Origin of the sequence: Pseudoxanthobacter soli DSM 19599 (assembly GCF_900148505.1) — a bacterium.
GTDB classification, from domain to species: Bacteria; Pseudomonadota; Alphaproteobacteria; order Rhizobiales; family Segnochrobactraceae; genus Pseudoxanthobacter; species Pseudoxanthobacter soli.
Map to the genome: position 1 here is coordinate 650,704 of NZ_FRXO01000002.1, position 24,695 is coordinate 675,398.

The window sequence follows — 24,695 nt, forward strand, 5'->3', positions numbered from 1 at the left end:
CCGGAGGGCCGTTCGACGGCTGCCGGCGACACATCGGGCGCGCCGGAACGACCTTTGCGACGGGATGGCTTCCATCTTGTCGCCAGGGCGCTCCGTCGGCATCGCCGGCGCCGGGGAACCCCGCATTTCGGCCGGATGCCCGTTTTGGACTCCGGATCTCGCGGTCCCGAAGACTGCGCCGGCGCCGCCGGGCACCACGACGGGACGAGCAATGGACGGGGCCAAGCGCATGACGCGACCGACCGATACAGCGGCCGACGCCACGCCCGGAGCATCCGGTGCCGGCGGGCCCGCCCGCGAGAGCGGACCGCAGGCGGCGATCGACCGGCTGGTACGCCGTGCCCGCCTCGCCATCCTGTGGGAGCGTGCGTGGCCGCCGCTGGCCTTCGTCCTCGGCATCGTCGCGCTTTTCTTCGGCGCGTCCTGGCTCGGCCTCTGGTCGGTTGTCGATCCGTGGGTGCGCGCGGTGCTGCTCGCGGCGTTCGCCGCGCTGTTCGCCGTGCCGCTCGTCGCCCTCGTGCGCTTCGCCCGCCCGCTGCGGACGGACGCCATCGCCCGCATCGAGCAGGTCTCCGGGCGGCCGCACCGTCCGCTCACCGCGTTCGACGATTCCCTTGCCGATCCCGAGGCAGACCCCACCACCCGCGCGCTGTGGAGCGCCCACCGCCGCCGCGTCGCGGCCGAGATCGCCTCGCTCCAGGCCGGCGCCCCCGCTCCGAAGCTCTACCGCCGCGATCCGTTCGCCGTCCGCGCCGTCGTCGGCCTCGTGCTGTTCGTCGGGCTGTTCGCCGGTGCCGGCCACTATCGCGAGCGGATCGCCGCCGCGTTCGCGCCGTTCGCCAGCCCCGTCGCCGCGCCGCCCGTGCGCCTCGACGCCTGGGTGACGCCGCCGGGCTATACCGGCCGCGCGCCGGTGTTCCTGACCGGCGCCACCGCCGGCAACGGCGAGCGCACCGTGCGCGTGCCGTCGGGCAGCGAACTCGTGGTGCGCATCCAGGGCGCGAACGATGCCCGGGTGACGGCCGAGGACGCGGAGGGTTCGCACGTCGTCGAGCCGACGGCGCCGGAAGGCGCCGGCGGCAAAACGGCCGATGCGAAGGCCGGGGAGGCGAAAAAGCCCGCGGACGCCTCCACCGCGACGGCCGCGATACCGGCCGAACGGCGCATCGCGCTGACCGCGAACGGCAGCGTGACGGTGACCCGGGAAGGCGCGCAGCTCGCGCGCTGGAACTTCGTCGTCGACCGCGACACGCCGCCGACCATCGCCTGGACCGGCGCGCCCACCGCGGACAAGGGCAACGCGCTCCAGTTCAACTATCAGGTCTCCGACGATTACGGGGTCAGCGAGGCGTTCGCGCTCGTCAAGCCGATCCCGGAGCCCGGCGCCGACGGTCGCCGGCCGCTGGTGGACGCGCCCGAGGTGCGTCTTTCCCTGCCGCCGAAGCCCGCCCGCAGCGGTGCCGCCAGGACGGTCGAGAACCTGACCAAGCACCCGTGGGCCGGCAGCCGCGTCAGCGTCGTGCTCGTCGCGCGCGACGAGGCCGGCCAGGAAGGCCGCTCCGAGCCGATGGAAGTGACGCTGCCCGAGCGCCCGTTCCGCGTGCCGCTCGCCCGCGCCATCATCGAGCAGCGCCGTGATCTCGCCCTCGACGCCGAGGCGCAGCTTCAGGTGATCGAGGCGCTCGACGCGCTGATGATCGCGCCCGACGGCATCTTCCGCAGCCCGACCGCCTATCTCGGCACCCGCATGGTCTATGGCAAGCTCGTCGCGGCCCGCAGCGACGACGCGCTGAAGCCCCTGCTCGACGAGATGTGGGAGCTGGCGCTCGCCGTCGAGGACGGCTCCACCTCCCTCGCCGCCCAGGCGCTGCGCGACGCGCAGGACCGGCTGCGGCAGGCCTTGCAGGACGGCGCCTCCGACGAGGAGATCGCCCGCCTCACCGAGGAACTGCGACAGGCGATGCAGCGCTATCTGAGCGCGCTCGCCGAGCAGGCCCGCCGCAATCCCCAGTCCGCCCAGTCCCCGCCCGATCAGGACACCCAGATGGTGCGCCCGCAGGATCTCGACGAGATGCTGAAGCGCATCGAGGAACTGTCCAAGACCGGGTCGAAGGAGGCCGCCGAGCAGTTGCTGTCGCAGCTCCAGGAGATGCTGGAGAACATGCAGATGGCCCAGCCCGGCCAGAACGGTCCGGGCCAGCAGGGCCAGGGTTCGCTCGATGCCCTCGGCCGCATGATCCAGGAGCAGCAGAAGCTGATGGACGAGACCTATCGTCTCGACCGCGGCGACGGACAGGGTCAGGACGGCCAGCAGGGCCAGACCGGCGAGGGACAGCAGGGCCAGAACGGCAGCGGTCAGGACGGCAGCGGACGACTGCAGGAACTCCAGCGCCGGCAGGATCAGCTGAGCCAGCAGCTCGGCCGGATGCTCGACGAACTCAACCGCCAGAACGGCAGCCAGCCGGGTCAGGGCCAGGGTCAGGGTCAGGGTCAGGGCGACACGCCCGGCCAGGGCCAGATGGGCCAGAACCAGGGCCAGACGCCAGGTCAATCGGGCAATGGTCAGTCCGGCGAAGGTCAGCCCGGCGATGGTCGCGACGCGCTCGGCCGCGCCGGCCGCGCCATGGGCGATGCCGGCCGCTCGCTCGGCAACCGCGACACCGCCAACGCCCTCGACCAGCAGGGCGAGGCCCTCGACGCGCTGCGCCGCGGCGCCCAGCAGATGGCCGAGCAGATGGCCCGCCAGAACGGCCAGCAGCGCGGCAACGGCTCCGGTCCCTATGCCGGCAGCGAGGACCCCCTCGGCCGTTCGCGCCACAGCCAGGGCCCGGATTTCGGCACCAGCGTCAAGGTGCCGGACGAGATCGACGTGCAGCGCGCCCGCCGCATCCTCGACGAGCTGCGCCGCCGCCTCGGCGAACTCGGCCGCTCGCAGTTCGAGCTCGACTATCTGGAGCGCCTGCTGCCGCACGATTGACCGGCGTCGTTCCGTCCCGAAGCGCGCCCGTGTCGCAGGCGGGCGCCCTTCCCGGGGTGCTATAGCGGCCGCGCCGGGGCGCGCTCCGGCGCCTGCCGGCGGCCCGCCGGAACAGCGGCGGAGGAAAGCATGGCCGACGGCGACGACGATTACGTTTACGACGAGGCCACCGGCGAATGGCGCCCGGCGTCCGAGCTTGCGGCGGAAGCCGCCGCGGCCAGCGGGATCGTGGTGCGCGACGCCGCCGGCACGGTGCTCGCCGACGGCGATTCCGTCACCCTGATCAAGGACCTGAAGGTGAAGGGCGCCAACCAGACCCTGAAGCAGGGCACGGTGATCCGCTCGATCCGCCTCACCGACAATCCCGACGAGATCGACTGCCGCTACGAAGGCATCAAGGGCCTCGTGCTGCGCACGGAATTCGTGCGCAAACGCTGACCCGCGGCACCGTCCCCGCCGCCTGCCTGTCGCGCCCGCCGCCCGCCCCCTTTGCGGAACCGCTTGATGCGGCCGCGGCGGCGTGATAGCAGCACGCTCGGTCGGGTCTTTTCCCGGCCCCCGTGTTCCGGACGACCCATGGTCCCTGCGCCGACCCTCCTGCGACGACGACCGATCGGTCGCGGCTTCGAGCCGCGCGCCGTCTGCCGTTGCGCGCGCCGTCGGCCGGGTTGAACCGGCGGATCGCGGTGGCGCAATCGGCTCTCCGAGAGACGCCCCCATCGATCCGGTCCCCTGTGATGTTCGCCATTTCCACTCTGATCCGGCATGAGCTGCCGGAAGATGCCGCTGCGGTCGACGCGCTGCACGAGATCGCCTTCGGCCCCGGCCGGTTCGCCAAGACGGCCTACCGGCTGCGGGAAGGCGTGCCGTGCGACCCCGCCCTCTCGTTCGTCGCGCTCGCCGGCACCCGCATCGTCGGCTCCGTGCGGCTGACGCCGATCCTGATCGGCCAGCGGCCCGCGACCCTGCTCGGCCCGCTCTGCGTCCATCCCGATGCCCAGAGCCGCGGCACCGGCCGCAACCTCGTCGCCGCCGCGCTTGAGGCCGCGACAGCCCGGCAGGCCGGCCCCGTGCTGCTGGTCGGCGACCGCGCCTATTACGAGCCCCTCGGCTTCGCCCCCGTCCCCCCCGGCGCGATCACCCTGCCCGGCCCGGTCGACGCCAACCGGCTGATGATCGCGGCTGCGGGCGCGGCGGGTCCGTTCCAGGGTCCGGCGCGCCGCCGCGCCTGAAGGCCGGCCGCTCCCACCGGGCGTGTTCCGCCGGAAGAGGCCGCGACCGGCTGAAACCGCATCCGCTCCCGTGCGTTGCCCCGATGTGGCACGACGACCCGCCTGCGGCTTGAAGCACGCCATGATGAAATGTCATGCTGCCCGGGCCGGTGGCGGGGCGCCGGCCGTTTCACCGAGGGCGGCGAGGGACATGAGCGAGCACAGCGCAGCCGGAGCGCGCCGACCGCACGAGGCCGCCGGGAAGGCGCCACGCCGGCGGCGACGGCGGGTGATCGCCACCCGCGACGTGCTCACGCGCGCCTTTTCCCACTTCAACGACGACGACGGCTGGGCGATGGCGAGCCACGTCGCGCTGCAGATCCTTCTCTCGCTGTTCCCGTTCCTGATCGTCGTCGCGGCGATCGCCGGGGCGATCGGATCGGAGGAACTGGCGGGCGAGGTGACCGAGCTGGTGTTCGAGACCTGGCCGAAGGAGGTCGCCCGGCCGATCGCCGAGCAGGCCCACGAGGTCTTGACCCGCAACCACACCAGCGCGATCACCCTCGGCCTGCTGTTCTCGTTCTGGTTCGCCTCGAACGGCGTGGAGGCCATCCGCAGCGCCCTGAACCGGGCCTATCGCCTCGTCGAGACGCGCAGCTACGTCATGCGGCGCCTGCAGAGCTTCCTGTTCGTCTGCCTCGGCGCGTTCGGGCTTTTGTCGCTGGCGATCCTCGTCGTGTTCGGCCCGCTGCTGTGGGACGCCATCGTCTGGCGCGCGCCGTGGCTCGCCAACATGGAGCGCGGCGTGCGCTATCTGCGCCTCGGCGTCGCCACCGCGGTGCTCGGCATCGTGCTCGTCGCCTCCCACGTCTGGCTGCCGTGCGGCCGGCGCGGCGTGCTGGAAATCCTGCCGGGCGTCGTGGTCACGCTGGTGGCCTGGCTCGTCGCCGGCGCGGGCTTCGGCTTCTACCTGCACCGCTTCGCCACCTATTCCAACACCTATGCCGGGCTTGCCAACGTCACGGTGGCCATCGTGTTCCTCTATCTGATCTCCACGCTGTTCCTCGCCGGCGCCGAGATCAACGCCGCCGTCGGCATCCGCCGCGCCGAGCGCAGAACCGGCCAGCCGGCCGGTCCCAATCCGCCGAAAGTATAAAGCCGGCCGCGCGCCGGCCCCCATCACCCGAAAATTGCTGCATGTGCGTTGAAACCCTTTCAAACGGTCATCGTTTATTAGGGGTATCGACCGATGTTGGTGCGTGGAGGGCGGGGCCCCCATCAGCCATTCAGCTTTGGAGGGGGCCGGTTATGGGCCGTTTAGCCGTTTTCATCGGAGCCTGCGCCACCGCTGCCGGCCTCGCCGTGATGCCCGCCATCGCCGATGAGCAGGAGCCGGCCGGCCAGTTCTTCGATCCCAGCTCGAAGACGTGGGTGACCTATTATCTCTCGCGCGAAGAACTGGCGCGCCGCCAGCAGGAAAAGTTCGCACGCCGCGTCGTTCCGATCGAGACCAACGAAGTCCCGGGCACGGTCATCATCGACACCATCAACCGCTACCTCTACCTCGTCCAGCCGGACGGCCAGGCCATCCGCTACGGCATCGGCGTCGGCAAGGAGGGGTTCGAGTGGTCCGGCGTCGAACGCATCTCGCGCAAGGCCGAGTGGCCGAGCTGGACCCCGCCGGCCGAGATGCTGGCGCGCCGCCCCGATCTGCCGCGCTTCATGACCGGCGGCCCGAAGAACCCCCTCGGCGCCCGTGCGCTCTATCTCGGCAACACGCTCTATCGCGTGCACGGCACCAACGAGGACTGGAGCATCGGCTACGCCGTCTCCTCCGGCTGCATCCGCCTGAAGAACAAGGACGTCACCGACCTCTACGAGCGCGTGAATGTCGGCGCCAAGGTCATCGTGATCGGGCCCGACAGCAACTACCCGATCCCGCCGGTGCTGGACCTCACCCGGCCGCAGCCGAAGCTGCCGGCGCCCGCGCTCGCCAACCGCCCGGCCTCCTGATCGCAGCCCCCGCTTCGGCGCCGGCATCCCGGCCGGCGCCAGAGGCTATCCCGTTCAGAGGGACAAGCGCTCCGGCCCCTACCGGATCACCGGCGTCGGCGCGCGGCGTCCGGAAACCTCGGCGAGGCGGCGAACGTGGATGTTCGCGGCCGGGCGCACCAGGCTCTCCTGCTCGGCCACGAACAGAAGCTCGTCCGCCCCAGCCTTCACCGAGCGCGCCACCACCTCGTAGGTCGAGGCGGTCGCCCGCACCAGCACCGCTTCCGCCGACGCGCCCGACAGCAGCCCCGCCGTGAACAGCGCGGCGATGAGGTCGCCCGTGCCGCTCGGCGCCTCCGAGAACGCGGGGTGCTCGGCCATCAGCGCGCTGTCGCGGGTGACGAGCATGGTGGCGATGGAATTGCGCATCATCGCGGGCGCCGACGTCGCCAGCACCCGCTCCGGTCCGAGGGCGCGCGCGGCCGCCAGCACCTCGGCCGTGGTCTCGACAGGCATGCCTGTCAGCCACCCGAGTTCCCAGACATTCGGCGTCGCAGCATCGGCCATCGGCAGCAGCACGTCGCGCACCGCGTCCGCCGTCTCGCGCGAGACATAGAGGCCGCCGACGTCCCCGATCACCGGGTCGCAGACGAACAGGATGTCCGGCTTCATCTGCTTCGCGCGCGCCACGAAGCGGGCGATCGCGGTCGCCTGCGCGTGGGAGCCGAGGAAGCCGGTGACGATGGCGCCGACCTCCTTCAGGGACTCCAGCCGGACGAGATCGTTGAGCGCCGCCTCGAAGCGGTCTTCCGGCGGCTGGATGCGCGTCGAAGGTCCGTGGCCGGTGTGCCAGGGCAGGAACACCGTCGGCACCAGCCACACGGAATGGCCGAGCCGCTCCAGCGCGAACGACAGCGCCCGCGTGCCGACGCCGCCGCGCGCCACCTGGGACGAAACCGCGATGACCGCCGGCTTGGCGGGCGGCTGGGCGGCGGGCGGCGCGAGGCCGGAAAGCTGGGACATCGGATCGGTCATTTCAAAGCCTTTGGAGCGCTCCAGATCGCATGAAATCACACGATCGGGAAGGAAGCGCTCAAGACTAAATCATGCGGCGGGCGGAAAGCCGTCAAAAAACGCCATGCCGCACGGCGGCGGCATCGCTTGCCGCCCGATGCAGGTCTTCCGGTCGAGCGCGCCGCCCGTCGGCAACGGGATCGCGCCGGATCACCGCGCGGCCGCCGTCACGCGCCCCCGGACGGTTGAAGCAACTTGCCTTTTCGGGCGCGCACAGGGCGCCTTCGCGCCCGCTCGCGCAGCCGGCAAGCGGCGTCATTCTGGCCTATCCGCCCTCCCCGGCCCATCCCGCTCTTGACCCGGCGCAATGAACGTCTCAAAGAACGGTTCCAATTCGGCCGTCCTCGTCCCGGCACCGCTCGAATTTTCGAGCCACCTCGACAGCGGGCCGGCTTTCCGTTCGAGGAATCGCGAGCGATGCAGAAATTCACCGTACTGACAGGGGTCGCCGCACCGCTGCCGCTGATCAATATCGACACCGATATGATCATCCCGAAGCAGTATCTGAAGACGATCGAGCGCACCGGCCTCGGCAAGGGCCTGTTCTCGGAGATGCGCTATAACGAGGATGGCACGGAGAACCCGGACTTCGTTCTGAACAAGCCGGCCTACCGCCACGCCCAGATCCTGGTCGCCGAAGACAATTTCGGCTGCGGCTCCAGCCGCGAGCATGCCCCGTGGGCGCTGCTCGATTTCGGCATCCGCTGTGTGATCTCCACCTCGTTCGCCGACATCTTCTACAACAACTGCTTCAAGAACGGCATCCTGCCGATCGTCGTCACCCACGAGCAGCTCGGGCTGCTGCTGGACGACGCCGCGCGCGGCGCCAACTCCACCCTGACCATCGACCTCGAGGCCCAGGAAATCCGGGGCCCCGACGGCGGCACGGTGCACTTCGAGATCGATCCCTTCCGCAAGCACTGCCTGATGGAGGGGCTGGACGATATCGGCCTGACGCTCGCGAAGAAGGACGCCATCGCCGGCCACGAGCACGCCATCGCCGCCGAGCGTCCCTGGGTCTGAGGCCCCGATGCAGCAGAGCCCGAAGCGCGCCGTCGCGCTGCGTCCGCGCCGCAGCATCCTCTATGTCCCGGGCTCCAACGCCCGTGCGCTCGACAAGGCCGCCGGCCTGCCGGCGGACGGTCTGATCCTGGACCTGGAGGATTCGGTCGCCCCCGACATGAAGGATCCCGCCCGCCGCGCCGTTGCCGAGCGGGTGGCGGCCCGCGCCTTTGGTGGCCGGGAAGTGATCGTGCGCGTCAACGGCGCCGATACGCCGTGGGGCGCGGCGGACCTTGCCGCGGTGGCGGAAGCCGGCCCCGATGCCGTGCTGCTGCCGAAGGTCGAGAGTGACGACGAGGTGATCGAGGCCGGTCGCGTGCTCGACCGGCTCGGCGCCCCGGCCACGCTCTCGCTCTGGGCGATGATCGAGACGCCGCTCGCCGCGCTTCGGCCCGAGCAGGTCGCCGCGGCGCGCGAGGCGGAGGTCAACACCCGCCTCACCTGCCTCGTCGTCGGCACCAACGATCTCGCCAAGGTGACCCGCGCGCGGCTGAAGCCCGGCCGGGCGGCCTTCATGCCCTATCTCACCGCGGCGGTCGCCGCCGCCCGCGCCTACGGCCTCGATGTGATCGACGGCGTGTGCAACGCGCTCGACGATCCCGCCGCGTTCGAAGCCGAATGCGTCGACGGCCGCGATCTCGGCATGGACGGCAAGACGCTGATCCATCCGAGCCAGATCGAGGCGGCGAACCGCGTGTTCGCACCCGATGCCGGCGAGATCGCGGAAGCCCGGCGCATCATCGATGCCTTCTCGCTGCCGGAAAACCGCAGCCGGGGCGCCATCGCCCTCGACGGCCGCATGGTGGAGCGGCTCCACGCCGATATCGCCCGCCGCACCCTGGCATTGGCCGAGGCCATCGCGGCCGCGTCCTGATTCCGTCCGGATCCATCAGGCACGGCACGCCGGATAGGCGGCACCGATCCCGCGGCGCCGCCGTCCCGCCGCCGCCCGGTAACGGGCGGCTTCCGTTTGCGTCAGGTCCGCCTTCCGCCCGGGTCACGACCCGCAGGCGCGGTCCTTGAACAGTGGCCCCGCCATTGCCATATTCGACGGGACGGAAGGATCTGAACCGTCCGGGTGCCGCTTCGGCGGGCCCGATTCGCCGCCGCGCCGCAAGCGGGCGGCGGGTACCGTAGGATGAAAGCCGCTTGGATGAACGAGGGCTCGCGATGTCGCGTCTGACGACGTTCTCAAGTCCGTTCCTGCTCGGGTTCGACGAGATCGAACGCGTGCTCGACCGGGTTTCGAAGGCCGCCAACGACGGCTATCCCCCCTACAACATCGAGCGACTGCCGCCGGACGGGCGGCGGGGTGACGTTCTCAGGATCACGCTCGCGGTCGCGGGGTTCACCCGGGACCAGCTCGCGGTGACCATCGAGGAGAACCAGCTCGTGATCCGCGGCCGGCAGACCGAGGACGAGCGGGAGCGTCATTTCCTGCACCGTGGAATCGCAGCCCGGCAGTTCCAGCGCACTTTCGTGCTGGCGGAAGGGATCGACATCCTCGGAGCGGAGTTGAAAGACGGACTGCTGTCGATCGACCTCGCCAGACCGGAACCGGAGCGTATCGTACGGAAGATTCAGATCGCCTCGGGAGACTGACGGACGACTGTCCTGCTTTCTCCCATGATCCCGCCCGGAAAGGGGGGATCGGAAGGAGTATGCGTCATGAATACCGAAAACCGCCCCACCCGCACCGTGCCGCCGGAGATCCTCGCCGGGATCGGCGCCGGGCGCCTGACCTACGTCAAGTCCCTGACCTCCGCCGAGGTGCCGGCCCTGTTCCCGCAGGCGCCGGAACTGAGCCCCGATCTCGAACTCTGGGCCCTGCTCGGTGCCGACGGTACCCCGATTCTGCTCACCGACAGCCGCGAAGCCGCGATCGCCAATGCGGCCGAGCATGACATGGTGACCGTGAGCGTGCACTGAAGCACGCCACCTGGCCGGTCGCGATGCGGAGAGCTGCGGACGCAGGAACCAGCCGGGTTGAGAACCAGCCGTCTTGGCTACCAGCCGTCTTGGATTTCATGGGCTTTGAGGCCCTGGATTGTGTTTGGGCCTCAGACCCTGCAGGGCGCCGCGATCGCGGCGCCTTTTCTTTTGCGGGGTACGGCGTCGCGATTGCAGCGCCTATCTTTTTGCGGCCTTCGGGGAATGACGTCACGGTCGCGGCGGACGACGAGCGGGCGCCCTCGCTCCGGCTGCACCCGTCTGCCGGGCGACAGCGCCCGGCCGGATCACCCGATCTCGCTTCGGCGTCCCCGAAGCCCGCCAGTACGGACGGCCGCGCCGGAGCGGCGCGGATCAGGCCGCGTGGGAGGCGACCGGCTGGGTCAGCAGCGCATATAGCGCGGTCGGGTCGGTGGTCGCGCGCAGCTTGGCGGCCGTCGCGCCGTCGCGCAGCACGCGGGCGATCCGCGCAAGCGCCTTCAGGTGGTCCGCGCCCGAGCCTTCCGGCGCCAGCAGCAGGAAAACGAGGTCGACCGGCTCGTCGTCGAGCGCCTCGAAATCGACCGCCTTGTCGAGGCGGGCAAACAGGCCGAAGATCCGCGGCAGCGCGGGAAGCTTGCCGTGGGGAATGGCGACGCCGTGGCCGACGCCGGTCGATCCGAGCCGCTCGCGCTGGAGGAGCGTATCGAAGATCTCGCGCGCCGGCAGCCCGGTCAGCGTCGCGGCGCGCTCGGCAAGCTCTTGGATCGCCTGCTTCTTGCTGCTCGCCTTGAGCGAGGGCAACACCGCCTCGACGCCTAGAAGATCGCTCAAATCCATCGGATAAACTCCTTCCGCCCGAGGCCGGAATGGCGTCGGGCCGAACCGGCCCGCATCGCTGCGTGCCCCTTCCGCCCGGCTCGCGGCCGTGCGGACTTCAAACCCGGCCGCCCCTGCGAAGCGACCCAACCAGGACGCCACCGCGCTGTTCCGGCCAGGTGCGACAGCCGCGCGCGCTTTCAAGCGCCCGTTCCCGACAGCGTCGGATCGATCCAGCCGACATTGCCGTCCTGGCGGCGGAAGACGACGTTCACGCCGCCGTGGGCGGCGTTGCGGAACACGATCACCGGCGCTTCCGTCAGGTCGAGTTCCAGAACCGCCATGCCGACGGTCATGGTCTTCACCCGGGTCGCGGTTTCAGCCACCACCAGCGGGCTGTAATCGACGGGAACGTCCTCTTCCTCGTCGGGGGCGGCCAGCACGTAGGCCGCTGCGGCGTCGTCCGCGCCGTTGCGCCCGTGGTCGGTCCGGCCGCGAAGCCGGCTCTTGTAGCGGCTCAGCCGCCGCTCGATGCGATCCGCGGCCGCATCGAAGCTCTGATAGGCGTCATGGGCCAGCGCGCTGGTCTTCAGCACGATGCCCGTGTCGAGATGAAGGGAACATTCCGTCCGGAAGGCGGTGCCCTCGGGCTCGACGGTGGTGTGACCGTCATAGCCGCCATCGAAATATTTCCGGACGATCTCCTCGATCCGGTCCTCGATACGGCTGCGCAGGGCCTCGCCGATATCGATGTTCTTTCCCGAAACGCGCAGCGTCATCGGCTCTCCTGATCGCTCCGATCCATGCCTGCGGTCTGATCGACCGCCGTGTCCGCCGGCCGTCCGGGTGCTTGCGCATCCCTGCCGAGGCCGAACCTACAGTCGCCGGCCTCTCCGGCCGGAGGTCCGCAGGCTGCGGTGCCTCTCGCACCGGCCGCGCGGATCGTTGTTCATCCTTCAAGGCCCGCCGCCTGCGATAGTCTTGACACAATTGCCAGACCATAATTGCCGGAGGCTGCCTTCCGTACGTTCGCCGTCACGGCGAGCGTCCCGCAGCGGATCGTCGCAATCGAGGCGGCGTTCTAAGCGGGGGATAGCATCAAGTCAACGTCCATTCGTTAACATCGCCCTACCCGTCGGGGCGGTGCCTGTTCGCGTGCGCGCCTTCAGACGCCCGTTTGCGCGCTCGTTTCGTGTCGATCGGCGCGCATGGAGGACGCCTTCAGCGCGCGCGAACCGCGCACGAATCGTCCATTCGAACTGGAATCGGGTTCGACAGCCTCCCGTCTTTCACGCGCTTCTCGCCGTGGCGCGCTTCTCCCGCCGTCGATCGACTGACGACGGAATCCGCATCGATTCACGGTATTTGGCGACGGTGCGGCGGGCAATGTCAATGCCCGCGTCCCGCAACCGCTGCACGATCGTGTCATCGGACAGCACCGCAGACGGGTCCTCGGCATCGATCATCTGACGGATATGGTGGCGAACCGCCTCGGCCGAATGAGCATCGCCACCGTCGGCGGAAGCAATCGCCGAGGTGAAGAAATACTTCAACTCGAAGATGCCTCGGGTGGTCGCCATGTACTTGTTGGCGGTCACGCGGCTCACCGTCGATTCGTGCATGCCGATCTCGTCGGCGACGATCTTCAGGTTGAGCGGGCGAAGAAAGGCCACGCCCTTGCGGAAGAACGCATCCTGCTGGCGCACGATCTCGGTCGCCACCTTCAGCACCGTCTTGGCGCGCTGGTCCAGGCTCTTCACCAGCCAGTTGGCGGTCTGCAGGCAGTCCGACAGGTAGGTCCGCTCCGCCGGATCCTGCGAGGAGCGGACGATGGCGCTGTAATAGGTGCGGTTGACCAGCACCCTCGGCAGGGTGTCGCTGTTGAGCTCGATGCGGAATCCGCCATCGGCCGTCGGGCGCACCAGCACGTCCGGCACCACGGTCTGCACCGCATCGCTCGGTGCGAAGGCGAGCCCGGGCTTCGGGTCGAGTGCGCGAAGCTCTGCCAGCATCCCGGATAGATCCTCGTCATCGACCTTGCACAGCCGCCGTAGCTGCGCCCGGTCCTGCCGGGCGACGAGATCGAGATGGTCGACGAGGGTGCGCATCGCCGGATCGAACCGGTCGCGTTCGAGGAGCTGCAGGGCCAGACACTCGGCGAGCGTGCGGGCGCCGACGCCGGTCGGATCGAAGCTCTGGATGATCGCGAGCACGGCCATCACGTCGTCGAGCCCGGTGCCGAGCTGCTCTGCGACCTGGGCGGGATCGGCCCTCAGGTAGCCGGCCTCGTCGATGGCATCGATCAGCACCTGTCCGATCAGGCGGCGCGAGGGTTCGGGGATGGCGAGCGTGAGTTGCTGGGACAGGTGGTCGCGCAACGTGGACTCGACGGTCGCGAACGCCTCAAGCCCGGCTTCGCCGCCGCCGCCGGAACTCGTCCAGGCGTCGCCTGCAAGGCGCGACGGGTCGAGCCCGTCGAGATTTGGCTCGAACGCGGGCACGAGCGGCACGTCGTCGGGAAAGAGATCGCCGAGCGGCAGGTCCAGCCCGGCGCCGTCGGATGCCTCAAGGCCGGGCACGATGTCGAGATCGCGGTCGAGCCCGTGGGCGGCACCTGCCGTTTCGCCGCCCTCCTCCGAACGTCCGTCCGCGCCGACGGCCGCGCTGTCCGAGAACTCACCGGCTTCGAAATCATGGGATGCAAGCCCATCGCCGGTCACGTGGCGGTCGCCGCCATCGCCATCCGGACGGTCGAAGGCTGAATCGTTCGGACCGGAAACGGAATCGACGACATCCGGCGTGTCGTCTTCGCGCTCCAGAAGCGGATTGCGCTCGATCTCGGCCTCCACGAAGGCAACGAGGTCGAGATTCGACAGCTGCAGCAGCTTGATGGCCTGCATCAGCTGCGGCGTCATGACCAGGGACTGCGTCTGCCGGAATTCCAGCTTCGGGGAAAGGGCCATGACTGGCTAGAACGCCCTCGCTGCTGCGCCGATGCGGTTGTCCGCTGCGGATTGGTCCGTTTCTTGCGTAAGAAACTCTTCTCTTAGGTGTTACAGCGGCTTTGGCCGCGCTCAAAGCGTAAATTGTTCCCCGAGATAGAGACGGCGCACATCCTGGTTGGCGACGATGTCCACCGGGAGGCCTTCGGTCAGCACTTGGCCGCTGGCGATGATGTAGGCGCGGTCGATCAGCCCGAGCGTCTCGCGGACATTGTGGTCGGTGATCAGCACACCGATGCCGCGGCCGGTCAGGTGCCGCACGAGCATCTGGATGTCGCCGACCGCGATCGGATCGATGCCCGCGAACGGCTCGTCGAGCAGCATGAACGACGGCCGGGTGGCGAGCGCCCGCGCGATCTCGACGCGCCGCCGCTCGCCGCCCGAGAGCGCGGTCGCCGGCTGGTTGCGCAGATGCGCCACGCCGAACTCGGCGAGGAGGGTTTCGAGGTCCTGCTCGCGCTGCCTGCGGTCGGGCTCGACCACTTCCAGCACGGAGCGGATGTTCTCCTCCACCGACAGGCCGCGGAAGATCGAAGCCTCCTGGGGCAGGTAGCCGATGCCGAGACGCGCGCGGCGATACATCGGCATCCGCGTGATGTCGAAGCCGTCGAGGGTAATGGCGCCGTGGTCCGGCCGGATCAGCCCGGTGATCATGTAGAACACCGTGGTCTTGCCGGCGCCGTTGGGGCCGAGCAGCCCGACCGCCTCGCCCCGCCGCACCGACAGGCTGACGTCGCGCACCACCGCGCGGCGGCGGTAGCTCTTGGCGATGCCACTGACGACGAGTTCGCTGTCGGCGTGGTGCCCGATCTGACTCGCGTCGCCGTCGGCCGGATAGGCACGCGCGGCGGCCGGGGAGGGGATGGGGGTAACCGACATGCGGCAGCGGTCTCCTGATGGGCCTCAAACGCTGGCGCAGCGGAACGCGCGCCGGCGAACGGGCCTGCTATGGGTCGGCGCGCGGCCGGCCGGGCGGCCGGCCAGCGACGTCAGTTGCTCTTCGGGGCCGGAGCGCCGGGGGCCGCCGGCGCCTGGCTCGGCACCAGCAACATCTGAACGCGCTTGTTGGCGAAAACCTTCGCCTCGCCGGTCGTGAGATTGACCACGAGCCGGTTGCCCTTCACCACGTTGCCGTTCTGGGTGAGGACGACGTTGCCCGTCATCACCATGGTATCGGACTTCGCCTCGTAGACGGCCGCGTCGCCGGAGGCGGTCTGGTCCTTGTCGGTCAGGAGCACCTTCCCGGTCGCCTCCAGCTTCTCGATCTGCTGGCCGCCGGCGCCGCTCATCGCCTGGCCGGAAGCCGCAGGGGCAGCGGCGGGCGCGGCCGCCGGTGCGGCGCCGCCCGCGGCCGGCTGGCCGCCCTGGACATAATGGACGACGAGCTTCTCGGCCTGCAGCGTGCTTTCCGCCTGCTTGGCGATGACGTTGCCGGTGAAGATCGCGATGCCCTGCTTGTCGTGAACCTCAAGTTCGTTCGATTCGATGGCGATCGGCCCCTTGCCGCCGCCGCCGAAACCGCTGAACGGCGTTTCGCTTCCGCCGGCTCCGTCGCCGGTTGCCGCAGGCGCCGGCGTGGTCTGTGCCTCGGCGGGCCCTGCCAGCGCCAGCGCGAGCACCGCGGCGAGACCCCATGCGCCGGCGGTCGAGCGGACGCGGCCGGAGAAAGGCGCGCGGGATGCGAACCGCCGTGCGGCGATCATGGGGAGCATGGCGGTCATGGACGGCTCTCCGTTGAAGGGGCGCCCGGGGACGGGGCCACGGCTGGACTGGTAGCGGGGACGGTACCCGGAGCCGGCTCGGAAGGCGAGACCGCCGCGCCGGGTGCCATATCCGACGGCTTCGATGCGGACGGCTTCGATTCAGCCTTGCCGTCGATGGTGACGTGGACGCCGCCGCGGAACATCAGGCTGTCGCCGTTCTTGGCGCTCTCGCCGCCGCCCGCCTTGATCGAAAACGTCTGCGACTTGATCTGAAGCGGCGTTTCCGTGGTCATGTCGCCGGATTTCAGGTCGATGTCGGCGCTCGACATCACGCCGTCCTCGCCGGCCGTGGACTTGAAGCGGATATTGTCCCGGAGCTTGAGGATTTCCTTGCCGTTGTCGAAGATGCCCTTGTCGGCGGACACGTTCACGACCTTGCCGTCCCGCATGGTGATGACGGCGGAAATCTTCACGAGATCGATCCGATTCGGATCGGTGAGGCTCTGGATGGCCTGGTCGGCGGTGATCTCGTAAGAGCGGTCCGGCCCGTGGCCCGAGAGCCGCGGATGCTCCATCACGATGCCTTCGGACGAGAGCGACAGCGCGCTGATGTCGAGGCCCGGAACCAAGGAGCGCACGAGCGTGATACCGCCGAACACAAGGAGGATCACGACAGCGATCACCGGCAAGGCGATGCGCAGGAGCCGCACGCGCCGGCTGTGGCCGACCGCGGCGGCGCGCGCCCGCGCACGGCTCGCATCCGTGCTGGAGCCGACGGACCGCTGGCGCGGCCCGCGCACCGTGTCGTCCGGGTAGGCGACATCGTCGACGCCGGGGACACCCCTGTCCCGGACATCCACACGCGGCCCCGATCCGCTACCGGCCGGCATCCTGGATCTCTCGCTGCTTCTCATGCCCGCTAACGCTTGCTCGACGACATCCGCCCCGATCGGCCTGCCCGACAGTCTTCCTCGGGCGCGGCCCTCCCCTGTTTATCCCCGCTACAATTCAGATCGCGCGCCCGCTGCCAGCCGACGCATCAAGAATGTGCAAGGATATCGACTTCCGGCCACCCGGCAAGGTCGAGCCGGACGCGCGCCGGCAGGAACTCGTAGCAGGCACGGGCGAGATCGGCACGATCCTCGCGCGCCAGCATGGTTTCCAGCTTGGCCTTGAGCGCATGGAGATAGAGCACGTCGGAGGCCGCGTAGGCCACCTGGGCGTCGCTCAGCGTCTCGGCGGCCCAGTCCGAGCTCTGCTGCTGCTTCGAAAGGTCGACGCCGATCAGCTCGCGCGCCAGATCCTTCAGGCCATGCCGGTCGGTATAGGTGCGCACCAGCCGCGAGGCGATCTTGGTGCAGAACACCGGCGTCGCCATCACCCGGAAGGTCTCATAGAGGATGGCGAGATCGAAACGGGCGAAATGGAAAATCTTGGTCACCGACGGATCGGCGAGCAGGCGCGTGAGATTCGGCGCCTCGCGCTGGCCGCGCGCGATCTGCACGATGTCCGCCGTGCCGTCGCCCGGCGAAAGCTGCACCACGCACAGCCGGTCCCGATGGGGATTGAGCCCCAGCGTCTCGGTGTCGATGGCGACGGACGAGCCGTAGTTCGACAGATCCGGCAGGTCGCCGCGGTGAAGGCGGAACGTCATCGGCACCTCGATCGATACGGAAGCGCCGGGACGACGCCCCAAAAGAACGGCGTCTTCAAGACGACCGCGGGGAGAGATGGCGGCCATGGGCGCTGGCCGCAAGACCGAACGCCCGGGACCATGGCCCTTCGAGCAAACTGGATCGGCCGAGCAAACTGGATCGGCACACCGCTCGTGAACCCGCTCCACAGGAACGTAAGGCGGCTTAGGACCGGCGGAGGTGCCTTTCCGAAGCACGGCCCGAAAAACGGGGACGGCACTGCACAACGACAAAAAGCGCGTCCGGAAGCCGATCCGAACGCGCTTTTTGCTGAAATCCGCCGGACCGGGACCGCAGAGCGGTCACGCGGGCCGATCAGAGCCTCAGGCTTCAGCCTTCGGCGTCAGGATCTGGCGACCGCGATACATGCCGGTCTTCAGATCGATATGATGCGGACGGCGCAGTTCGCCCGAGTCCTTGTCTTCGACATAGGTCGGGGCCTTCAGCGCGTCGGCGGAACGGCGGAAACCGCGCTTCATGCGCGAGGTTTTTCTCTTCGGAACTGCCATCGTCGTCTCTCCGGTGTCGACACGCACCGTCCGCCGTTCGTCGTCGCAACGGCGCGTCGCGTCCACAGCCCTTATGGGAATGTGGCGGCCTTATACAGACATCTCTCGCACTTGACCAGTGGCTTTGCGCCACCGATCCCGACAGACGTCAGCCGTCGGGAAACAGGCACCCGAGCGTGCCGCCGGAGCGTGCGGCGAGGCTGGCGACGGTCGCCGCCCGCGAGGACACCGTGCGGGACGGCTTGCCGGCATCGCGCCGGATCGGGTTCGGCAGCACCGCCGCCATCAGCGCACCCTGGCGCGCGGTGAGCTTCGCGGCGTCCTTGCCGAAGGCACGCTCTGCGCCCGCCTGGATGCCGAACTCGCCGTCCGGCCCCCATTCGGCGATGTTCATGTAGATCTCGACGATCCGCCGCTTCGGCAGCACGAGATCGATCCACAGCGCCAGCGGGATTTCGAGCCCCTTGCGGATCACGTCGCGGCCCGGCCAGAGAAACAGGTTCTTGGCGACCTGCATCGGGATGGTGCTGGCGCCGCGCGTGCGGCGGCCGTCCATGTAGGCGTCCACCACCTTGTCGAACTCGACGGTATCGACGCCATAGTGGAGGCAGAGCCGCGCATCCTCCGACACGACCACCGCGCGCACGGCGGCCGGCGCGATCTCGTCGAACGAAACCCAGTCCCTCGTCACCGGCTGGAATGTCACCCAGCGCGCCAGCATGAGCGTGGAGACTGGCGGCACCACCCAGTAGACCAGCGTGAGCACGAATGGGGCGAGCACGACCACGCCGAGGGCCTTGAGCGCCCGCATCGCCCAGACCCGTCGCCGGCCCGACCGCGACGGCACCGCCGCAGGCACCACGCCGGCCGCTTCGCCGGGCTCCGCCGCCGCATCCCGGCCCGGTGGCACAGCGGCCTCCGCCGTTCGATGGTCGCCCGCCGGTGGCCCCGCGTCCTCGCCCGCACCCCAGCCGGCCGTCATGACGCCCTCGCGACGGTCACGGCGGCGGGACGGCGCGCCGGGGGCTGCGCGGCGGAAGAGGCATGCGGACCGACGAAGCCCGAGAGATGGCGGGCGAGTGCCCGGAACTCTTCGCTGCGGCTCGAGCGCCGGCGCCAGGCCAGCGCCAGCGTGCGCGCCGCGCGCGGATCGTCGTAAGGCACGATGGACAGATCCGTGCCGGCGGTGACGCCGCCTTCGATCGCGACCTTCGGCAGGAGGGTGACGCCGAGGCCGTTGTCGACCATCTGGACCAGCGTCGTCAGGCTGGAGGCACGGATGTCCTGCTGTTCGCGAAGCACGCCGTCGCCGACCGCCGAGAGCACGTGCTGGCGCAGGCAGTGGCCATCCTCCAGGAGGAGCAGCGGCTCGTCGCCGAGATCGGCGGGCCGGACGGCGCCGCGCCGCGCCAGCGGGTGCTCGCGCGCACTGACGAAGAAGAACCGATCCTCCCCGAGCGGCTCGATCTCCAGATTGTCGGCCGCATAGGGAAAGGCGATCAGGATGACGTCGAGCCGGCCCTCGCGCAGGTCCTCGATCAGCCCGCGCGTCAGATCCTCGCGCAGATGCAGCTTGAGCGCGGGATAGGCCTCCCGCAGCGACGGCAGGGCCCGGGGCAGCAGGAACGGCGCGATGGACGGGATCACCCCGAGACGCATCTTGCCCGACAGCGGCGCCCCCGCCGGCCGGGCGAGGCCGACCAGCGCCTCCGTATCGGCCAGGATGCCCCGCACCCGCTGCAGCACGGCCTCGCCCGCCGCGGTCAGCGCGACGACCCGGCTCGACCGGTCGACGAGGTCGGCCTCCATCACCTCCTCGAACGCGCGGATCGCCGCCGACAGGGTGGACTGGGTGACGTGGCAGATCTCGGCCGCACGGCTGAACGAGCGATGCTCAGCGAGCGCGACGAAATATTGCATCTGGCGGATGGTGGGCAGGGCGGACATGGGCCTCGGACGCGCTCGCAGGTGCGGATTGTCGCACCCCGGTGACGGACGGCATGCGGAAAATTGATCGATATCAAAAGCATGGAACCCCGCACGGCGTTCCATGCCCCAGAGGCCGCCGGAATGGCGGGGTCGCTGGTCTGCCCCACTATCGCATCGCTTTTATCGATCACACAATTCGGAATTATGACTTTGACCGATGAAGCCGCGTGTGCTTGAAACGGTTCCAGACGGCGCGCAGGCCCCTCCCGGCCCGCCGCCGCCGTGCATTCCGAATTCCCAATCGCGGATGCGCGCCCCTCATCGAGCGGCGGTAGGCCCGCCGTGCATTTACTCGCAGGAGAACACCGATGCTCGGAATCGGCGAAAAGCTTCCGTCGTTCAGCGTTGCCGGCGTGAAGCCGGGCTTCAACCACCACGAGGAAAACGGCGAGTCCGCCTTCGAGACGATCACCGAGGCGAGCTTCCCGGGCAAGTGGAAGGTCATCTTCTTCTACCCGAAGGACTTCACCTTCGTGTGCCCGACCGAGATCGCGGAGTTCGCGGCGCTCGCCAAGGAGTTCGAGGATCGTGACGCGGTGGTGCTCGGCGGCTCGACCGACAACGAGTTCGTGAAGCTCGCCTGGCGTCGCGACCACAAGGACCTCGACAAGCTGCCGATCTGGCAGTTCGGCGACACCAACGGCTCGCTGGTCGACGGCCTCGGCGTGCGCTCGCCCGATGGCGTCGCCTACCGCGCCACCTTCGTGGTCGATCCGTTCGGCGAGATCCAGCACGTCTACGTGAACAACCTCAATGTCGGCCGCAACCCGAAGGACACGCTGCGCGTGCTCGACGCTCTGCAGACCGACGAGCTCTGCGCCTGCAACCGCCCGGTCGGCGGCGAGGTGCTGAAGGTCGCCTGAGGCCTTCGGACCGCAGGCCGCGGCCGGTTTCCCGGCCGCGCTGCCGGCGGTCCGGCCACGCTATCGGACGAACGACGACGAGCCGCGACGGATCCGCCGCGGCTTTTCCTTGGCGGCGCGGGGCTTTTGAGGCCCGCCGCCGTTTCATGAGCCGGCCGGCCTTCCGCCACCGGGCGAACCCGTCGCCCGCCGGTCCGGACGAGCCGACGCACCGGCGTGCGTCATCGCGGCCGCCCGCGCATCGCCGCCGGCCCGTGCAGGAGAGCTTCCATGTCGATCGATGCCCTGAAGGACAAGATTCCCGATTTCGCCAAGGACGTGCGGCTGAACCTGTCGACGATGTCCGGCGACGAGACGCTGACGCCCCAGCAGAAATACGGCCTGTTCGTCGCCTGCGGCATCGCGTCCCGCAATCCGGTCGTGCGCGACGCCCTGATCGGCGAGGCCGCGGCGCACCTCAGCCCGGCTGCGCTCAATGCGGCGAAGGCGGCGGCGACGATCATGGGCATGAACAACGTCTATTACCGCTTCGTGCACCTCGCCTCGAACAAGCAGTACGGCACCCTGCCCGCCAAGCTGCGCATGAACATCATCGCCAATCCGGGCGTCGAGAAGATCGACTTCGAACTGTGGTCGCTCGCCGTCTCCGCCATCAACGGCTGCGGCATGTGCATCGACGCCCATGAGGCGGTGCTCGCCAAGCACGGCATGTCGACCGACCACATCCAGACGGCGGTGCGCTACGCCTCGATCATCGAATCGGCCGCGATCGCCGTCGAGGCCGCCGAGGCGCTGGCTGCCTGAGCCGGCTGCGGTCTCCGCCGCACGGCGGGAACTTCGCTGCCCGATCCGGTCCGGGGCTTGACCCCGGGCCGAAGAGACGCCATCCGATCACACGCAGCGTGGCGTGAGCGAGGATGACCGGACCATGGCGCAGAACGGCAAGACGGCGCAGCCCGGCCCCTCTCCCACCGCTGACCGCGCGGCGCTGCTCGACCGGCTTGCCGAGATCGCCGACACCGTGGAGCGCCGCCTGGCGGAACGACTCTCGGCGGCCGACATCCCCGACCGGCTCGCCGCTGCGATGCGCCACGGCACGCTCGGCGGCGGCAAGCGCTTCCGGCCGTTCCTCGTGATCGAATGCGCGCGCCTGTCCGGCGGCGGCGCGGTGCCGCCCGACGGCGCGGTCGAGGCCGCCGCGGCCATCGAGGCGCTGCACTGCTACAGCCTGATCCACGACGACCTGCCGGCGATGGACGACGACGACCTGCGTCGCGGGCAGCCGACGGTCCATCGCGCCTTCGACGACGCCACGGCGATCCTTGCCGGCGACGCGCTTCTCACCCTCGCCTTCGAGATCCTGTCCGATCCCGCGACCCACCCGGACCCGGCTGCCCGCATCTGCCTCGTCGGCATCCTGGCGCGCGCGGGCGGCCCCGCCGGCATGGTGGGCGGACAGATGCTCGATCTCGCGGCCGAGCACGCCGCCCCCAACGAGGAAACGGTGCGCCGCATCCAGTCGATGAAAACCGGGGCCCTGATCACCGCCGCCTGTGCGATGGGCGCAGTGCTCGGCGGCGCGGCCGACGCAGACCGGGCGCGGCTGTCGCGCTTCGGCGACGTCATCGGCCTTGCCTTCCAGCTCGCGGACGACCTGCTCGATGTCGACGCCGCGGCCGAGGACGTCGGCAAGCGCACCGGCAAGGATGCCGACCGGGGCAAGGCCACGCTGGTCGCGCTCCACGGCGCCGCGTGGGCACGCAGCTGCCTCGCCGACCTCGTCGCGGAAGCGGAGGGCCTGCTCGCGCCGTTCGGCCCGGCCGCGGAGATGCTCCGCGAAGCGGCCCGCTTCGTCGCTGATCGGCGCTCCTGAAGGCGTCCTGTCCGGATCGTCAGATCGGTCGATCCGAACGACAGGGATAGGCGCTAAAGCCGGGGCGGGCGCACCGGGCGCCGCGCGAGTCCGTGCGCGGTTTTCGCCCAGTGATGGGGCCTGCGAAGCCATTCCCACGTCGCGCGCAGCATCGAGAGCGACAGCAGCAGCGTGTAGATCGGCCAGCTGAACAGCAGCCGTGGCGAGACGCCGATCGGGCGGGCCTTCAGCACGGCGACGGCAAGCGAAACCGCGGTGGCATAGCCGAGCAGCAGCGCCGCGATCGCCAGAGTGAAGCCGATATCGCCGCGGAACGAGCCGTCCGGCCCGGCGACGGGCCTGCCCATGAGTGTGAGCCCTGCGAGAACCAGCCAGAGCGGCAGCACCGCGTTGGCGAAGAGGCCGCCGAAGAACTGGATCTGCAGCGCGAGGAACCCCCGCGCGCCGAGCGCCCGCCACAGCCCGACCGGCGTGCGCATGTGCACCATCCAGGTCTGCAGCCAGCCCTTCTGCCAGCGGCCGCGCTGCCGCAGCCACGCCCGCAGGGTCAATGGCGCCTCTTCGTAGGTGGTGGAGGCGATCACCGTCGAGCGATAGCCCGCATGGGCGATGCGCACCGCCAGGTCTGCATCCTCCGTCACGTTCCACGCATCCCAGCCGCCGAGCCGGCGCAGCACCGACAGCCGGAAGTGGTTCGATGTGCCGCCGAGCAGGAACGGCAGATCGGCGTGGGCAAGCAGCGGCAAAACGCCATCGAACAGCATGGCATATTCGATGGCGAACAGGCCGGTGATCCAGGCATCGCCGCCATGGTCGATGGAGAGCCGGGCCTGCACGCAACCGAGGCGAGGCCCGCCTGCGGCGAACGCCGCCGCCGCATCGAGCAGTTGGTTGCGGTCCGGCCGGTCTTCGGCATCGAACACCGTCACCAGTTCCCCGCGGGCGTGGACGAGGCCGACACCGAGCGCCTTCGGCTTGGTGAGCGGGCCGCAGCGCGGGACCATCACGATCTCGAACGGCGGCCCGAGCTTGCGGCGGGCGAGTGCATGGAGCGTGGCGATGTCGTCGTCCTCGACCAGGAGCTTGATATCGAGCCGGTCGCGCGGATAACGCAGCGCCGAGATGTGCAGGAGCAGACGAGAGACGACGGCCGCCTCGTCGCGCAGCGGCACGAGCACGGTGTAGACCGGCAGCTTTTCCGGCGGAAGGGCACCGGGTGCGCACTCATCGCGCGGCCGCATTGGCGGCTGGAACCCGCCCTTCGCGAGAAGGCGCCGCGCCGTCTCGCGCAGCGCGGCCTGGGCGAGAAAGCCGATGCACATCGCGATGTTGGCGAGGTCGAACACCACGCGGGGCGCCAGGGCGACACCGGCGAGGACGGCGGCCGATAACAGCGCGAGGAGCATGACCTGCCCCCTCGTCGCCGCCCGACGGGCCAGCCGGTCGCCCGACGCCGCGACAAGGCCGGCCAGCATGTCGTCGACATCGCGAATCGCGACACGGCGCAGGTTGGCTCGCGCCGGACATCGTCCCTTCTGCGAGCGGATGCGGGCGAAAGCCGCCGCAAGTGCCTCCGGATCGACCAGCCGGATGCGACGGCGCAGGCTGGGGTTGCGGCCGAGCAGCACGGCGAGCCGGCCGGCGGTCTTCGCCGTGACCGCGACCGCGACCATGGGACCCTCCGGCCCGTGGCCGATCTCGATCAGCGGGATCTCGCCGGTCGCCGGCATTCCGCGGCCGTCGAGGGTGCGCAGCGCCTCATCGAGCGCCGCTTCGGCGATCATGGGCAGGCCGAGAACCGCCGCCATCAACTCGGCCGTCGATATCCGACCGTCCCGCCCCAAGACGAACGCCCCACGCCCCCCGGGCGTGGCCACCGCCTTCAGGCGGCGGACCGCATCATCCCGGCCGATTCCCCATCCCCGGTCGTCGCGGACCGACGGACGGGCTTCAGCCCGCACAATCGCTCACGACCCGATACCACCTATCAGTGTGGAT

25 protein-coding genes are annotated in these 24,695 nt (G+C 69.8%); 12 read left to right on the top strand and 13 right to left on the bottom strand.

The features are described 5' to 3' along the window. Positions 1 to 229: 229 nt before the first annotated feature. The 5 genes from BUF17_RS07250 to BUF17_RS22055 all read left to right on the top strand — a co-directional run bounded on the left by BUF17_RS07250 (position 230) and on the right by BUF17_RS22055 (position 6,201). Positions 230 to 2,977 (top strand): TIGR02302 family protein, encoded by a 2,748-nt coding sequence (locus tag BUF17_RS07250; protein ID WP_175563637.1) that lies wholly within the window; start codon positions 230 to 232, stop codon positions 2,975 to 2,977. Between the two features lie 129 nt (positions 2,978 to 3,106). Then, positions 3,107 to 3,415 (top strand): alkylphosphonate utilization protein, encoded by a 309-nt coding sequence (locus BUF17_RS07255; protein WP_073626960.1) that lies wholly within the window; start codon positions 3,107 to 3,109, stop codon positions 3,413 to 3,415. 299 nt (positions 3,416 to 3,714) lie between these two features. Further along, positions 3,715 to 4,209, top strand: coding sequence for a GNAT family N-acetyltransferase (locus BUF17_RS07260; RefSeq protein WP_073626962.1), 495 nt, complete (start codon positions 3,715 to 3,717; stop codon positions 4,207 to 4,209). A 190-nt stretch (positions 4,210 to 4,399) separates the two neighbouring features. Beyond that, positions 4,400 to 5,344 (top strand): YihY/virulence factor BrkB family protein, encoded by a 945-nt coding sequence (locus BUF17_RS07265; protein ID WP_139282443.1) that lies wholly within the window; start codon positions 4,400 to 4,402, stop codon positions 5,342 to 5,344. 152 nt (positions 5,345 to 5,496) lie between these two features. Next, positions 5,497 to 6,201, top strand: a complete 705-nt coding sequence (locus BUF17_RS22055; RefSeq protein ID WP_084564190.1) for a L,D-transpeptidase — start codon at positions 5,497 to 5,499, stop codon at positions 6,199 to 6,201. Positions 6,202 to 6,279: 78 nt separating this feature from the next. Here the strand turns inward: BUF17_RS22055 and pdxY are convergent, their stop codons facing one another. Both pdxY and BUF17_RS07280 read right to left on the bottom strand, forming a co-directional pair. Then, entirely contained in the window at positions 6,280 to 7,215 is a 936-nt protein-coding gene (gene pdxY / locus BUF17_RS07275) for a pyridoxal kinase (protein ID WP_244530796.1), read from the bottom strand. A 91-nt stretch (positions 7,216 to 7,306) separates the two neighbouring features. Further along, positions 7,307 to 7,513: a hypothetical protein gene (locus BUF17_RS07280; protein WP_073626966.1), complete on the bottom strand. Its 207-nt coding sequence runs from the start codon at positions 7,511 to 7,513 to the stop codon at positions 7,307 to 7,309. 158 nt (positions 7,514 to 7,671) lie between these two features. Between BUF17_RS07280 and leuD the strand changes: the two genes are divergently transcribed. The 4 genes from leuD (at position 7,672) to BUF17_RS07300 (ending at position 10,245) form a co-directional block, all read left to right on the top strand. Further along, complete coding sequence (gene leuD / locus BUF17_RS07285) at positions 7,672 to 8,277, top strand: 3-isopropylmalate dehydratase small subunit (protein ID WP_073626968.1); 606 nt, start codon at positions 7,672 to 7,674, stop codon at positions 8,275 to 8,277. Between the two features lie 7 nt (positions 8,278 to 8,284). After that, complete coding sequence (locus BUF17_RS07290) at positions 8,285 to 9,190, top strand: HpcH/HpaI aldolase/citrate lyase family protein (RefSeq protein ID WP_073626970.1); 906 nt, start codon at positions 8,285 to 8,287, stop codon at positions 9,188 to 9,190. 296 nt (positions 9,191 to 9,486) lie between these two features. Continuing rightward, complete coding sequence (locus tag BUF17_RS07295) at positions 9,487 to 9,918, top strand: Hsp20 family protein (RefSeq protein WP_073626972.1); 432 nt, start codon at positions 9,487 to 9,489, stop codon at positions 9,916 to 9,918. Between the two features lie 66 nt (positions 9,919 to 9,984). Then, on the top strand, positions 9,985 to 10,245 hold the full coding sequence (locus BUF17_RS07300) for a BQ00720 family protein (RefSeq protein WP_073626974.1): 261 nt from the start codon (positions 9,985 to 9,987) through the stop codon (positions 10,243 to 10,245). Between the two features lie 375 nt (positions 10,246 to 10,620). Here BUF17_RS07300 and ptsN read toward each other — a convergent pair whose 3' ends face one another. The 10 genes from ptsN to BUF17_RS07350 all read right to left on the bottom strand — a co-directional run bounded on the left by ptsN (position 10,621) and on the right by BUF17_RS07350 (position 19,919). After that, a complete protein-coding gene (gene ptsN, locus BUF17_RS07305) occupies positions 10,621 to 11,085 on the bottom strand; it encodes a PTS IIA-like nitrogen regulatory protein PtsN (protein ID WP_073626976.1) in 465 nt (154 codons plus the stop codon). A gap of 179 nt (positions 11,086 to 11,264) precedes the next feature. Then, positions 11,265 to 11,843, bottom strand: coding sequence for a ribosome hibernation-promoting factor, HPF/YfiA family (hpf, locus tag BUF17_RS07310; protein ID WP_073626978.1), 579 nt, complete (start codon positions 11,841 to 11,843; stop codon positions 11,265 to 11,267). A 510-nt stretch (positions 11,844 to 12,353) separates the two neighbouring features. After that, a complete protein-coding gene (gene rpoN / locus BUF17_RS07315; RefSeq protein WP_073626980.1) occupies positions 12,354 to 14,027 on the bottom strand; it encodes an RNA polymerase factor sigma-54 in 1,674 nt (557 codons plus the stop codon). A 111-nt stretch (positions 14,028 to 14,138) separates the two neighbouring features. After that, positions 14,139 to 14,945, bottom strand: coding sequence for an LPS export ABC transporter ATP-binding protein (lptB, locus tag BUF17_RS07320; protein ID WP_084564192.1), 807 nt, complete (start codon positions 14,943 to 14,945; stop codon positions 14,139 to 14,141). Between the two features lie 110 nt (positions 14,946 to 15,055). Next, a complete protein-coding gene (locus BUF17_RS07325) occupies positions 15,056 to 15,787 on the bottom strand; it encodes an LptA/OstA family protein (RefSeq protein ID WP_084564194.1) in 732 nt (243 codons plus the stop codon). After that, complete coding sequence (lptC, locus tag BUF17_RS07330; RefSeq protein WP_175563638.1) at positions 15,784 to 16,659, bottom strand: LPS export ABC transporter periplasmic protein LptC; 876 nt, start codon at positions 16,657 to 16,659, stop codon at positions 15,784 to 15,786. The genes BUF17_RS07325 and lptC overlap by 4 nt, the downstream gene beginning before the upstream one ends. Before the next feature lie 149 nt (positions 16,660 to 16,808). After that, positions 16,809 to 17,423: a ribonuclease D gene (locus tag BUF17_RS07335; RefSeq protein WP_073626984.1), complete on the bottom strand. Its 615-nt coding sequence runs from the start codon at positions 17,421 to 17,423 to the stop codon at positions 16,809 to 16,811. A 363-nt stretch (positions 17,424 to 17,786) separates the two neighbouring features. Further along, a complete protein-coding gene (gene rpmF, locus BUF17_RS07340; protein WP_073626986.1) occupies positions 17,787 to 17,972 on the bottom strand; it encodes a 50S ribosomal protein L32 in 186 nt (61 codons plus the stop codon). 148 nt (positions 17,973 to 18,120) lie between these two features. After that, the gene (locus BUF17_RS07345) at positions 18,121 to 18,831 is read right to left on the bottom strand and encodes a transglycosylase domain-containing protein (protein ID WP_428977632.1); all 711 of its coding nucleotides are present in this window, start codon (positions 18,829 to 18,831) and stop codon (positions 18,121 to 18,123) included. A gap of 119 nt (positions 18,832 to 18,950) precedes the next feature. Next, positions 18,951 to 19,919: a hydrogen peroxide-inducible genes activator gene (locus BUF17_RS07350; protein WP_073626988.1), complete on the bottom strand. Its 969-nt coding sequence runs from the start codon at positions 19,917 to 19,919 to the stop codon at positions 18,951 to 18,953. Positions 19,920 to 20,269: 350 nt separating this feature from the next. Here BUF17_RS07350 and BUF17_RS07355 point away from each other — a divergent pair, with 350 nt between their 5' ends. The 3 genes from BUF17_RS07355 (at position 20,270) to BUF17_RS07365 (ending at position 22,697) form a co-directional block, all read left to right on the top strand. Further along, positions 20,270 to 20,824, top strand: a complete 555-nt coding sequence (locus BUF17_RS07355; RefSeq protein WP_073626990.1) for a peroxiredoxin — start codon at positions 20,270 to 20,272, stop codon at positions 20,822 to 20,824. A 270-nt stretch (positions 20,825 to 21,094) separates the two neighbouring features. Next, complete coding sequence (gene ahpD / locus BUF17_RS07360) at positions 21,095 to 21,628, top strand: alkylhydroperoxidase, AhpD family (protein ID WP_073626992.1); 534 nt, start codon at positions 21,095 to 21,097, stop codon at positions 21,626 to 21,628. Between the two features lie 124 nt (positions 21,629 to 21,752). Next, positions 21,753 to 22,697 carry a polyprenyl synthetase family protein gene (locus BUF17_RS07365; protein WP_073626994.1) on the top strand — a complete coding sequence of 315 codons (945 nt, stop codon included), beginning with the start codon at positions 21,753 to 21,755 and terminating at the stop codon, positions 22,695 to 22,697. A 53-nt stretch (positions 22,698 to 22,750) separates the two neighbouring features. Here BUF17_RS07365 and BUF17_RS07370 read toward each other — a convergent pair whose 3' ends face one another. After that, positions 22,751 to 24,505 (bottom strand): glycosyltransferase family 2 protein, encoded by a 1,755-nt coding sequence (locus BUF17_RS07370; RefSeq protein ID WP_073626996.1) that lies wholly within the window; start codon positions 24,503 to 24,505, stop codon positions 22,751 to 22,753. Positions 24,506 to 24,695: the final 190 nt, after the last annotated feature.

What these genes read in the sequence shown, in the direction of transcription:
- BUF17_RS07250 (WP_175563637.1), top strand. Translation starts at nt 230, where the DNA reads ATGACGCGACCGACCGATACAGCGGCCGACGCCACGCCCGGAGCATCC.
- BUF17_RS07255 (WP_073626960.1), top strand. Translation starts at nt 3,107, where the DNA reads ATGGCCGACGGCGACGACGATTACGTTTACGACGAGGCCACCGGCGAA.
- BUF17_RS07260 (WP_073626962.1), top strand. Translation starts at nt 3,715, where the DNA reads ATGTTCGCCATTTCCACTCTGATCCGGCATGAGCTGCCGGAAGATGCC.
- BUF17_RS07265 (WP_139282443.1), top strand. Translation starts at nt 4,400, where the DNA reads ATGAGCGAGCACAGCGCAGCCGGAGCGCGCCGACCGCACGAGGCCGCC.
- BUF17_RS22055 (WP_084564190.1), top strand. Translation starts at nt 5,497, where the DNA reads ATGGGCCGTTTAGCCGTTTTCATCGGAGCCTGCGCCACCGCTGCCGGC.
- pdxY (WP_244530796.1), bottom strand. Translation starts at nt 7,215, where the DNA reads ATGACCGATCCGATGTCCCAGCTTTCCGGCCTCGCGCCGCCCGCCGCC.
- BUF17_RS07280 (WP_073626966.1), bottom strand. Translation starts at nt 7,513, where the DNA reads ATGACGCCGCTTGCCGGCTGCGCGAGCGGGCGCGAAGGCGCCCTGTGC.
- leuD (WP_073626968.1), top strand. Translation starts at nt 7,672, where the DNA reads ATGCAGAAATTCACCGTACTGACAGGGGTCGCCGCACCGCTGCCGCTG.
- BUF17_RS07290 (WP_073626970.1), top strand. Translation starts at nt 8,285, where the DNA reads ATGCAGCAGAGCCCGAAGCGCGCCGTCGCGCTGCGTCCGCGCCGCAGC.
- BUF17_RS07295 (WP_073626972.1), top strand. Translation starts at nt 9,487, where the DNA reads ATGTCGCGTCTGACGACGTTCTCAAGTCCGTTCCTGCTCGGGTTCGAC.
- BUF17_RS07300 (WP_073626974.1), top strand. Translation starts at nt 9,985, where the DNA reads ATGAATACCGAAAACCGCCCCACCCGCACCGTGCCGCCGGAGATCCTC.
- ptsN (WP_073626976.1), bottom strand. Translation starts at nt 11,085, where the DNA reads ATGGATTTGAGCGATCTTCTAGGCGTCGAGGCGGTGTTGCCCTCGCTC.
- hpf (WP_073626978.1), bottom strand. Translation starts at nt 11,843, where the DNA reads ATGACGCTGCGCGTTTCGGGAAAGAACATCGATATCGGCGAGGCCCTG.
- rpoN (WP_073626980.1), bottom strand. Translation starts at nt 14,027, where the DNA reads ATGGCCCTTTCCCCGAAGCTGGAATTCCGGCAGACGCAGTCCCTGGTC.
- lptB (WP_084564192.1), bottom strand. Translation starts at nt 14,945, where the DNA reads ATGTCGGTTACCCCCATCCCCTCCCCGGCCGCCGCGCGTGCCTATCCG.
- BUF17_RS07325 (WP_084564194.1), bottom strand. Translation starts at nt 15,787, where the DNA reads ATGACCGCCATGCTCCCCATGATCGCCGCACGGCGGTTCGCATCCCGC.
- lptC (WP_175563638.1), bottom strand. Translation starts at nt 16,659, where the DNA reads ATGCCGGCCGGTAGCGGATCGGGGCCGCGTGTGGATGTCCGGGACAGG.
- BUF17_RS07335 (WP_073626984.1), bottom strand. Translation starts at nt 17,423, where the DNA reads ATGACGTTCCGCCTTCACCGCGGCGACCTGCCGGATCTGTCGAACTAC.
- rpmF (WP_073626986.1), bottom strand. Translation starts at nt 17,972, where the DNA reads ATGGCAGTTCCGAAGAGAAAAACCTCGCGCATGAAGCGCGGTTTCCGC.
- BUF17_RS07350 (WP_073626988.1), bottom strand. Translation starts at nt 19,919, where the DNA reads ATGTCCGCCCTGCCCACCATCCGCCAGATGCAATATTTCGTCGCGCTC.
- BUF17_RS07355 (WP_073626990.1), top strand. Translation starts at nt 20,270, where the DNA reads ATGCTCGGAATCGGCGAAAAGCTTCCGTCGTTCAGCGTTGCCGGCGTG.
- ahpD (WP_073626992.1), top strand. Translation starts at nt 21,095, where the DNA reads ATGTCGATCGATGCCCTGAAGGACAAGATTCCCGATTTCGCCAAGGAC.
- BUF17_RS07365 (WP_073626994.1), top strand. Translation starts at nt 21,753, where the DNA reads ATGGCGCAGAACGGCAAGACGGCGCAGCCCGGCCCCTCTCCCACCGCT.
- BUF17_RS07370 (WP_073626996.1), bottom strand. Translation starts at nt 24,505, where the DNA reads ATGGCGGCGGTTCTCGGCCTGCCCATGATCGCCGAAGCGGCGCTCGAT.